Annotated in this window: 8 protein-coding genes; 4 read left to right on the top strand and 4 right to left on the bottom strand. The window is 45.9% G+C overall.

Going from position 1 to position 10,990, the window contains the following annotated elements; all coding sequences use genetic code 11:
* Window positions 1-50: 50 nt before the first annotated feature.
* Complete coding sequence (locus V2H45_RS23120; RefSeq protein WP_330486050.1) at window positions 51-2,036, bottom strand: acyltransferase family protein; 1,986 nt, start codon at window positions 2,034-2,036, stop codon at window positions 51-53.
* Between the two features lie 47 nt (window positions 2,037-2,083).
* Entirely contained in the window at window positions 2,084-3,748 is a 1,665-nt protein-coding gene (locus V2H45_RS23115; protein ID WP_330486049.1) for an adenylate/guanylate cyclase domain-containing protein, read from the bottom strand.
* Window positions 3,749-3,997: 249 nt separating this feature from the next.
* Between V2H45_RS23115 and V2H45_RS23110 the strand changes: the two genes are divergently transcribed.
* Window positions 3,998-5,245, top strand: coding sequence for an aspartate aminotransferase family protein (locus V2H45_RS23110; protein ID WP_330486048.1), 1,248 nt, complete (start codon window positions 3,998-4,000; stop codon window positions 5,243-5,245).
* Window positions 5,246-5,270: 25 nt separating this feature from the next.
* Window positions 5,271-5,906, top strand: coding sequence for a Maf family protein (locus V2H45_RS23105; RefSeq protein ID WP_330486047.1), 636 nt, complete (start codon window positions 5,271-5,273; stop codon window positions 5,904-5,906).
* Here V2H45_RS23105 and V2H45_RS23100 read toward each other — a convergent pair.
* The gene (locus tag V2H45_RS23100) at window positions 5,901-8,405 is read right to left on the bottom strand and encodes a TolC family protein (RefSeq protein ID WP_330486046.1); all 2,505 of its coding nucleotides are present in this window, start codon (window positions 8,403-8,405) and stop codon (window positions 5,901-5,903) included. The two genes, V2H45_RS23105 and V2H45_RS23100, sit on opposite strands and share 6 nt — an antisense overlap.
* A 261-nt stretch (window positions 8,406-8,666) precedes the next feature.
* Between V2H45_RS23100 and V2H45_RS23095 the strand changes: the two genes are divergently transcribed.
* Window positions 8,667-10,223: a leucyl aminopeptidase gene (locus tag V2H45_RS23095; protein WP_330486045.1), complete on the top strand. Its 1,557-nt coding sequence runs from the start codon at window positions 8,667-8,669 to the stop codon at window positions 10,221-10,223.
* A gap of 118 nt (window positions 10,224-10,341) precedes the next feature.
* Here the strand turns inward: V2H45_RS23095 and V2H45_RS23090 are convergent, their stop codons facing one another.
* Window positions 10,342-10,527, bottom strand: a complete 186-nt coding sequence (locus V2H45_RS23090; RefSeq protein WP_330486044.1) for a hypothetical protein — start codon at window positions 10,525-10,527, stop codon at window positions 10,342-10,344.
* A 15-nt stretch (window positions 10,528-10,542) separates the two neighbouring features.
* On the opposite strand from V2H45_RS23090, the gene V2H45_RS23085 reads away from it, so the two are divergent.
* Window positions 10,543-10,872, top strand: a complete 330-nt coding sequence (locus V2H45_RS23085; protein WP_330486043.1) for a YnfA family protein — start codon at window positions 10,543-10,545, stop codon at window positions 10,870-10,872.
* Window positions 10,873-10,990: the final 118 nt, after the last annotated feature.

Raw genomic sequence — 10,990 nt, 5'->3', positions numbered from 1 at the left:
ACATCTCGCCTTCTAACTGTTTTGTTATTATCTATTATTTCCAAACAAGTCTAATTTTTAACGATATAAATTGAAGCTTTTTCCGTAAGATGTCCATAATCAAGTGTGATTAAGTCATTTGGGAAGTTTTTCCCTACCATTGTCAAACATCCATACTGGTCACATAAATTATCTACGATTGGGATGTAATAAACTCCAGACTTCCACTTTTCTGCTTTTAGGATGGAATCGACTTTAATCGAGTCTTCATCGAGCCCAACCTTAGAGCGCTCTGCTATATAATTCCTCCTCATTAACGAGCGTTCTAAAACCTCACGAAGTGAAGGCTTCCAAGTTGGGACTTGACCGATAACAATAATATGTTTCAGCCCAGATACTTTTAGTTGGTTGATGTTCTCAACAAAATCACTTATAAAATTGGGATAACTCCATCCATCTTGTAATGCATAGGCAAGATAGTAAGCATCAACAAGGAGTATATCAGGTTTGGCTTCTCTTATTTTACTGAAGATGTATGCGTTTATCCTCTGACATCTATCTGTCGAATCGGTATGATTTCTATAGTTCAAGTTCTCAATCATTGGAATGCAATATCCTGCCATCAAACGTCCAATGTTTGTTCTCTCCTCAAAGTCATGATAAACACCTGGGAAAATCGATGCTGCATGAGAATCCCCGACCAAGAGCATGTAAGGCTTTCCATTTACTGGGTTATTTAAACAGTTATTCTTTTCGTATTCCCTCAACTCATCGACAGCATCTTCAGTCACAAAAAAGCACTTTGAGCTTTTAGCAGCAATATCAAATGTATTGCTAAATGATTTCATCTTTTGGGCATATCCTTCCAAGGCTGGAAATCTTTTTTCAAAGCCGTTGGTATGACCGATGTAAAGCCCTAAAAAAACTACAAGCAATAAGCCAGTACAAAGTAATGAGGTTATAGCAACTCGCTTTCTACTAAAAATTGATTGGACACTCTTTTCTACTAAAAAATAAGTCAGCATGGCAAGAGTGACAGTTATTGCTATGCAAATCAGCCTGACCTCTATGGAGAGCGTGTCATAACTGATAATCCTCGCAAAAGCTAGTACAGGCCAATGCCAAAGATAGAGGGGATAACTCACCAAGCCTACAAACACAATGTACCTATTCCCAAGCAGATTTCTATTTATCCAAGAATCGCTTCCTGCTGCCAGCAGTAACATAGTTGAAACAATTGGAACAAGGGCACAAACCCCTGGATAGGGCAACTCTTTATTAAATCCAAAGATGCAAACTAGAAGACCTGCAAATCCCACTATAGAGAGTATGTCTTGGCAAGAAAATCTGCCTAGATATATTTTGTTCTGGACGGGTAAATTTTCTTGCTTTCTATCCAAATCGATCAGTAAACCACCTGCTAATATCTCCCAAAATCGCGAGAAGGGTAAATAGTAATTGCCATAGGGATACAGTCCAATCGAGAATATATTCCACAGAAATGTGGTCCATATATTCCAAGAGAATGAAACTGCAATAACTCCCAAAGCTATCCACTTCAGGCTAATTTTTTTTCTCCAGCATACAAAAAGAATTACGGGCCAGAGCAAATAGAATTGTTCTTCCACTCCTAAAGACCAGAGATTTAAGAGAGGCTTTAAATCTGACGAACTATCAAAATAGCCACTTTCATTCGCTAGAATAATATTCGAGCCGAATAATGCGCCTGCGGTTATATGCTTCCCAAGAAACACGTACTCCGTTGGCGTTAGGAATAACCATCCCGCAAACCATGTAGCAATTAAAACAACGATTAAAGCTGGAAAAATTCTTCTTATTCTGCGAGCATAAAAATCCTTGAAACTAAAGGTTCTATCTTTCAAGCTTTTTACAATAATTCCCGTGATCAAATAGCCAGAAATAACAAAAAATATATCCACCCCAACAAAGCCTCCCTTTGCTAAGAGTGGAAACGCATGAAAAATTATAACCGCAATGACTGCTAATGCTCTAATACCATCTATATCCGGTCTATAGTTTAATTTTGATGGTGACATCGTTATCCTTGTAAATTTGAAGACCTCATTGCGAAGAGGCTTACGACTTACTGATGGAACGTGAGATTAGTGGCTAAAGCTACTTCTGCCTGTTGCCAAAGCACGCGATAGAGTTGCAGAGGTTGATCTTTCCCCTTAACCATGACTGGTTCGATTTTCTCTGTGGGAATATCGAGGTGGGATATTTGGGCTAAAGTAGATTCTGAAATTAGAACCTCTCCCGCTTTGGCAGCATTACAGATCCGACTTGCCACATTCATCGTGTCCCCAATATTTGTATATTGAATCAACTTATCAGAACCAATATTTCCCGCCGCAACTTTACCCGTATTCAATCCAATATGAATTTGAATGTGTAAATTGCGCCCCTGTTGCAACCACTGTTCGTTTAAGTGGGTCATTGCCCATTGCATTGCGATCGCGGCATGAACTGCCTGAACCGCATCATCATCGCGACGATAGGGCGAACCCCAAACTGCTAACAGGGCATCGGCAATATATTTCTCTAACGTTCCTTCATAGCGGAATACAATGTCTTCTACCATGATCTTAAAGTATTCATTCAGAATCTCTAGAACTTGCCGAGGTTCCAACTGCGAAGACATTTCCGTAAATCCGCTAATGTCAGAGAACAGAGCCGTTACTTCGGTTTCCACAATCTTTAAGTCACCACCCTCTTCGATTTTCTGACTGACAGCCTGTGGGAAAAATCGCTCTAGCCTTGCCCTGCGAATTACTTCCGTTTGCATGCGCTTATAGAGACTGGCATTTTCGATCGCGATCGCGGCTTGGTTGGCAAGACTGGTGAGGAATTCTAAATCTTCCTTATGATAAACATTGGACATGGAAAGATTATCAACATACAAAACCCCAATACATTTGTCTCTAGGCTTTAAAGGCACGCACATGGCGGCTTGAATTGCCTGTTGAATAATCGACATGGCGCTGTCAAATCGCTTATCAATACAGGCATCATCGGTGAGAATGGCATCACCATATTTATGCACAAAACTGGTAATGCGCTTACTGTAAAACTCATAGTCAGCCGAAATACCCGCCTTGGTTTTCAGGGCTTTAGGTTCGAGTTCTTGGGTGGCTTCATTAAAAATCAACAGAACGGCGCGATCGACATTCATAATCTCAAACAGTAAGTTGAGAATCTTTTCAGGTAGAACATCAAAGGCTTGGGGCGAAGCCAACTCTTGGCTGACTTCCAACAGGATTTTTAGCTTGTTCGCCGTGCGTTGACTATCATCTTCGGGAAGTCTTAAAACCGAACCCGTATCGCGTTGAAGTGCGCTGTCGTGCTTGATTAAATCGCGGAGAGGCGTGCGGGGCTTTTCGGGGGAAACCCGCATCAAGATCGATAAGCCCGAATTTGCACTAGCACTGGTTTGCGGATTTGAGGGGGGCTTAGCCCGACTCATGACAAATTTAAATATGACACTGCCAAACTGAATAGAATCGCCCTCTTGCAGTTTGTGCTGCGTAATCTTGACACTATTCACAAATGTGCCGTTACTGCTGTTGAGATCGGTGAGATAGACTCCAGAATCCGTCAAATTAATCTCGGCATGGTGACGCGAGAGGCTTCTAGCATCATCTTCAACCACGATATTGTTTTCTAACCCCCGTCCAATACTATTTGTCCCGAATCTCAACTCACAGACTCTTTCGGTGGGAGTTTCTGGATTCTGAATGATGTATGGCATATTTCAAAAGCCTCTGGCAGTCCAAATTTATTGTAAGTGCATCGTTTTACCGAATTGCTGGCAAATTGCTGGCAAATTACATACCCAATTTTGCGATGCCTATGTAAAGATCGTATAGATTCAATAGACTCGTCAATAGATAATGAGTTTCTTGAATGCGATCGCAATGCTAGTTGCAATACAAATGCAAGCGTTGGCTTTGCCTATCATACTTAATGTTTAAAATTACCACTAACTATACGCAGATCCATGTCTCCAATCGCCCTTGAACCACCCATCGTAGACATACAAAATAGCACATCAGAGTTTGACCAATATGTCATGAATACCTATGCGCGGTTTCCGATCGCGTTGGTGCGAGGCGCAGGTTGTCGCGTTTGGGACAGCACTGGTAAAGAATATTTAGATTTTGTCGCAGGCATTGCCACCTGTACCTTGGGACACGCGCATCCCGCAATGGTTAAAGCAGTGACCGAGCAAATTCAGACCCTGCACCATGTTTCTAATCTGTTTTATTTGCCCGCTCAAGGCGAACTCGCCAAATGGTTAGTGCAAAATTCCTGTGCTGACAAAGCGTTCTTCTGTAACTCTGGGGCGGAGGCGAATGAGGGTGCAATCAAGCTGGCGCGTAAATATGCCCATGTCAAACTGGGAATCGAAGATCCGCTGATCTTGACCGCCAATGCTAGTTTTCACGGTCGCACCCTTGCCACAATTACAGCCACGGGGCAGCCCAAATATCAAAAAAACTTTACCCCCCTCGTTTCGGGATTTGACTACGTTCCCTATAACGACATTGCCGCGTTAGAAGCAGCCGTTGCCAAGTATGAGGGGCGGTTATGTGCGGTGATGCTAGAAGCACTGCAAGGTGAAGGTGGCGTGCGTCCGGGCGATCGCGCTTATTTCCAAAGAGTGCGCGAGATTTGCGACCAAAAGAATATCCTGCTGATCCTCGATGAAGTCCAAGTGGGCATGGGACGCAGTGGCAAACTCTGGGGCTATGAAAACCTCGGGATCGAACCCGATATCTTTACCTCTGCCAAGGGGTTGGGCGGTGGCATTCCGATTGGGGCAATGATGTGTAAGAGTTCCTGCGATCTATTTGAACCCGGCGATCATGCTAGTACCTTTGGGGGCAATCCCTTTGCCTGCACGGTAGCGCTGGCAGTTTGCAAAACCCTCACCGACGAAGACCTTGTTACCAATGCGAAAGAACGGGGCGAACAACTCCAAAAGGGCTTACGTGCGATCGCGCAAGACTATCCCGATCTGATCGAGCAAGTACGCGGTTGGGGATTAATTGAAGGATTGGTACTGGCTGAGTCAGCGGCTTTGACCTCCCGCGATGTCGTGCAAGCCTGTATCGATCGGGGCTTAATGCTGGTTCCCGCTGGACCTAAGGTCGTGCGATTTGTGCCGCCTTTGATCGTTTCTGCGGAGGAAATCGACCAAGCGATCGCCACGATCGCCGCATCGCTGGCATCATTAAACTCGTAATGTACTTCGGGATTAAAGATCGCCTGTGACTGAATTCTCATCTCCCCTGTTTGTGTTGGCTTCTGGTTCGCCAACCCGCAAACAGTTGCTTGAAAATGCTGGCATTCATCCTGTCGTGTGTGTCAGCAATTTTGACGAATCTCAAGTTACGCTTACCGATCCTGCGGAATTGGTACAGGTTTTGGCTCGCAGTAAAGCCGAGTCAGTGGTATCGCAATTTGCAGGCAAACACGCCCTGATTATGGGCTGTGACTCTGTGCTGAGCGTGGATGGCGAGATCTATGGCAAGCCCGAAAATCGAGCCAAGGCGATCGCCATGTGGCAAAAAATGCGCGGCTATAAGGGCGAACTCTATACAGGGCATAGTCTGATTGACGTACAGCGCCAACGCACGTTCGTGCGCTATGCCCTCACAACCGTATACTTCGCCGATGCTACAGATTTGGAAATCAGCAGCTATGTCGATACGGGCGAACCCCTTGCCTGTGCGGGTTGCTTTGCCCTAGAGCGATTGGGTGGTCTGCTCGTCGAAAGACTAGAAGGCTGTCACACCAATGTCTTGGGTCTAAGCCTGCCACTTTTGCGACAAATGCTGCGATCGCTGGGCTATAGCCTTCAATTTGAAGCTCAGGGAACGGTAATTCGCCGACACCCTCTATAGACCATTGATCGCTCGTTGCAATGTCGATAGGGATAAATTGAAACCCGTAATGGCTTGGAGTCGATTGACATCCGCTTGGGTGAGCGCTACTTCGGCATTAATTACCTCTAGTTGCGTTCCTACACCCGCTGTGAGCCTCAGTCTTGCCAGTCGCAAGGCTTCGTTTGCTTGGGTTAACGCACGGGTAGCCGTTGTAATTTGCTCGCGACTTTTTAGCAAGGTAATGTAAGCTTGCTCGACATCAAACCGAATCTGTCTTGCCGTCTGCTCAAATTGACTTTCGGCAAGGGCTTGATCGGCTTTAAACTGATCGGCTTGGGCTTGGGCTTTGCCACCATCAAAGAGACTCCATTGCACTGTTGCACCTAGTTGATACCCTAGAGCAACTCCTCCAATTTGATTAAAATTATCCGCAGCATTCAAATTCGCTGACAGATTTACTTGAGGACCAAGGGTAGCAAAAGCAGCCACAATGCGATCGCGTGCAACTTCTCGCTGCAATTTCAAAATATCTAAATCAGAACGATTGCGCACTGCCAAAATAATCGTATCTTCGAGCGTGGGTTTCCAGTCTTGCGCTGGTTCAATCTTGTCAGCAGCACTAAGATCGAGCGTCGCAGGATATTCTAGTTGCCTAGACATATCACGACGGGCAATCAACTGATTAGCTCTAGCATTTAATAAATTTTGCTGAGCATTAGCAAGCTGTACCTCTGATTGCAAGACATCAAATTTTGTACCCGCCCCAGCTCTTTCAAGTGCCTGTGTATCCTTAAGACTACGCTCGGCATTCTCAACAGCTTTGAGTTGAATCCGAACATTTTCATCGGTGTTTTGCAACTGGTAGTAAGCAGTGGCAATATTTAACCTTACAACTTGGGTAATGCGATTGAGATCGGCTTCTTTAATTCTGAGTAAATTTTCGGCTGCTCGAATATTGGCATCTACAAGCCCAGAATTAAAAATGTTATATTGCACACCCACTGTCCCAGTTACAGGTTGAGTAATCGTGTTAGCTGGTGGGGTTAAAAATGGTGCCGCTACATTCCCTAGGCGAACTTGAGCTGAGTCTGTAAAGTTGTATTGCAAAGTAGCATCGATTGTAGGCAGTTTTGCCGCCTCTTGTTCTCGCAATGCCGCTCTAGCTCTATCGACAGCAATACGAGCTTGAATAATATCCCGATTGGTTTTATTTGCCAGTTCGATCGCTTCGTTGAGGGAAATCGGCTTGGTGCGATCTAATTTCACCTGACTGGGTGTGGTTGGCACAACTAATGTTTGAGCTGGCTCTAAAGCAAGGGATGAAGTGGGTAGCTGCGCTGCATGAGTCTCCGAGCCACTCGTAACCGTTGCAGGTTGGGGCGTTGGTTCGATCTTTGTCTGCGTTGAAGTAGCTGGGGCAGGGGTTGCCGCAGTCGTCGTAGGTTTCGCCACAGGTTTAGACTCAGGTGCTTTGAGATCGGATAGCTTTTGCTCTGTCTGTACAGGCAATTTCGGCTCCAAAGCAGCAGGAGTTAACGCAGGCTTGGTTTCTGGAGCAGCGATCGCCGACGAACTTGCGGGTACTTTGACACTGGTTTCTTCACTGATAGGTTTAGAGGCAATGGGTTTAGGTACGGCGGAACGAAGCCCTAAAGGAAGCATTACTGGTTTCTTCACCGTAGGTTTGGCATCAGCATCTCTAACTTCAGGCTTGCCACTTTCGGTTGGTTTGGCAGTGGTTTCGGTAGGCAGATCGGATGCTGGCTCTAGCGCAACCTTGGTCGTAGGCTGAGTAGAGGTATTAATTTCTCTCAGCCCATTCCCTTGTAATGGGCTTAAGTTGACAGAGGTAGGCTTTGCCGCTGGTTCCGATGGTTTTGCGGCTTGTGGCTCTGATGGCTTGACCTGCGATCTTTGGCTCGGACGAATGAGCAAAGCAGGCTTGGGCTTAGCGATCGTAACCTCTGCCACAGGAGGCATAGCCGTGCTTGAGGAACTATGAGTTTCTAAGGTGTCTGGCTCTTGGGCGGTAAAGTAGCTGGGCTTGCTGGATAGTTGAATTTCTCTCAGCGGCAACGAAGCTAAGATTGTTTCAGGTGTTTTTGTCCGCAGCCGATCGGTGGGTAAAGAATTGCGATTAGCGACGGGAACGATCGCACCTGTCACTTTGGTATTACTTCTATTTTCCAGCGGTACTTGAGTGCCAGTAGTTAAGTTTGTGGAAGGGGTTTGAGCCGAATTATCCGTGATTTGACTCAGTAAAGTTTTAAATAGACTGGCAAGGGGGACTTCTACCCGCGACCCGTCTGTCGCTGCAAGCCACGAAAGCTCTAACACACTTCCAGAAATGGGTATGGTTTGAGGAATTGAACCCACAATGATTGTGCTAACTTGGCTGCTAACGAAAGGATTAGCTGGGGTTCGATCTAGGATATTAACTTGAGCGTTAGCCGAGAGAGTTGGTGTCAGAATCGCTAAACTGGCACTGAGAGTCATCCAACCGAAAGAAATTTGCATAGCTTATTAGTCTGTCACGCCTCAAACAAATCTGCTAAGTGCAGAATCTGCACACAAAATATATCAGTAACTAGTAATTTGTAAATCTCTAAATTCTTAATTTAAAACCACAGGTTTTCAAACACCGATAGTGATAATACAGTACCTGAGTGCGATTGATTATCTACTTAAGGATGTAAAAATATTTAGCACAACGTTTATAAGTGTACTTACTAATTCCTGTGATTGTAATATAGCTAGGAAAAACCATAACATTGCAGCATGAAAATCACCACATCAGCGCATCCCCTTCAGTCATGGGTAGGCGATGGACTCGCGATCGCTTTCTTTCAAGCCTCAACACCCGATCCCGAGAAAGATACCAAAGATAAAGGGCAGATCGAACTCACGGCCGAACTCAGTAGTTTAGATATAGAGGTACTCGGAGGCACGTTACAAGAATTGATCGCTGAGTCTGGCTTTAAAGGGGCAGTGGGTGAATCTGCCAGTACCAGAGTTGGGGGAAGCAGTCCGATTCGGAAGGTACTGTTGTTGGGGCTAGGCGACCCCGCAAAAGCGACGACGGATGCCTGGCGCAAAGCCGCAGCTCAGGCGTCAAAATGGGCGAACCAAGCGAAATGTAAGACCCTAGCGCTTTCTTTCCCGCAGTACAATCAAGACCTCGGCATTACCACTCAAGCTCTGAGTGAAGGGATTTTGCTTGCCACCCATCAAGATAAGCGGTTTAAATCGAATTCCAGCAATGGATCGGGCAAATCAAAGCCAGAGCCCACCTTAGAACAGGTGGAATTGTTAGGAATCTCAGACTCAGCAGCTAGCATAGAAACCGCGCAGAAAATTTGCAGTGGCGTCATCTTGGCGCGGGAACTCGTGTCTGCACCTGCCAACTTGGTGACGCCGATTACACTTGCCGATACAGCCCTCGCGATCGCTAATGAATATAGCAGCATCTCGGCGGAAATTTTAGAAAAAGAGCAGTGCGAAGCCCTGGGCATGGGTTCATTTCTAGGAGTAGCTCAGGCTTCTGATTTACCGCCTAAGTTTATTCACTTGACCTATAGCAGCGAAACCAATGATGCACCGAAGCGTAAGGTCGCGATCGTGGGTAAAGGGCTGACCTTTGACTCGGGTGGCTTAAATATTAAAACAGGCGTGGGCAGCAGCATCGAATTAATGAAAACCGATATGGGAGGAGCCGCTGCAACGCTGGGTGCTGCGAAAGCGATCGCCCAACTTCAACCACCCAACCTAGAGGTGCATTTCATTATTGCTGCCTGTGAAAATATGATCAATGGCAAAGCCATGCGCCCCGGAGACATTCTCACAGCCTCTAATGGCAAGACGATTGAGGTGAATAATACGGATGCCGAAGGTCGCCTCACCCTCGCCGATGCCTTGGTATTTGCCGATAAATTGGGTGTCGAAGCGATCGTCGATCTTGCTACTCTAACTGGGGCTTGCGTGGTAGCGCTAGGCGATCAGATTGCGGGCATGTGGTCTACCAGTGACGAACTTGCTGCCCAACTCAATAAAGCCTCTAAAAGCGCAGGTGAGAAGTTCTGGCGGATGCCCCTTGAGGAACCCTATTTCGACCAGCTCAAATCTGTGGTCGCCGACTTTTTGAATACGGGTTCTCGCGCTGGTGGTGCGATTACGGGTGCTTTGTTTTTAAAGCAGTTTGTAGCAAAGACGAGTGCATGGGCGCACTTAGATATTGCGGGGCCAGTTTGGACTGGGAAAGATGCTGGCTATAACAATGCTGGGGGGACAGGCTACCCTGTGCGGACTCTGGTGAACTGGCTCCTCAGCCTTTCTTAGGACAAACCTTCTTAGAAGACAAGGAGGGCAAAGCATTTCTGTAGGAATGTTTACATGAAAGGATAACGCTCCTGCACAAATGCTTTACCCTTAGATCTATCGATGGGGCATCTCCTGTTTACGGAGATTTTTTACTAGCGATTCCCTTAGGGATTCGTACCGCTGCTTTTTGTAGCTTTTCGATTTGTTTTAGAGTCAGTCCTGTAAATTGAGCGATCGCATCTATGGAAATGTTAGATTGCAGCATTTTTAAGGCGATCTGGTTTCTTTCTTCGGCTTTGCCTTTGACTTTACCTTTAACCAAACCCTTAGCCTCACCATGGCAATTCTCAAATCTCTGGTTTATTTTTTCTTGGCGGGTCTCTGTGAGATTGGAGGTGGCTATCTGATCTGGTTATATTTGCGGGAAGGTAAAAGCATCTGGGTGGCTCTATTGGGGGCACTTCTACTAATCGGTTATGGCTTCGTTGCCACACTCCAGCCGACAAATTTCGGGCGTACCTATGCTGCCTATGGCGGCATATTTATCGTGCTGTCATTGCTCTGGGGTTGGCGAGTCGATGGCATAACGCCCGATCGCTTTGATTGTCTAGGGGCTGCGATCGCACTTTTGGGTGCGCTTGCGATCGTCTATGCGCCTAGAAACTAAAGCATTCATTCCCTCGTTCTACTTTGAAATATAGCGATCCTAAAGGATAGAAGAAAGAATCTTTCGTAATTGCTCAACCTAGGTAAATTGACAAAAGCAGCAAAGCTGATAAAGTAAA

Source organism: Tumidithrix elongata BACA0141 (assembly GCF_036349135.1).
Taxonomy (GTDB): domain Bacteria; phylum Cyanobacteriota; class Cyanobacteriia; order Pseudanabaenales; family Pseudanabaenaceae; genus Tumidithrix; species Tumidithrix elongata.
Note: the sequence above shows the minus strand (reverse complement) of the source record. Positions and strands in the feature narration are given on the sequence as shown.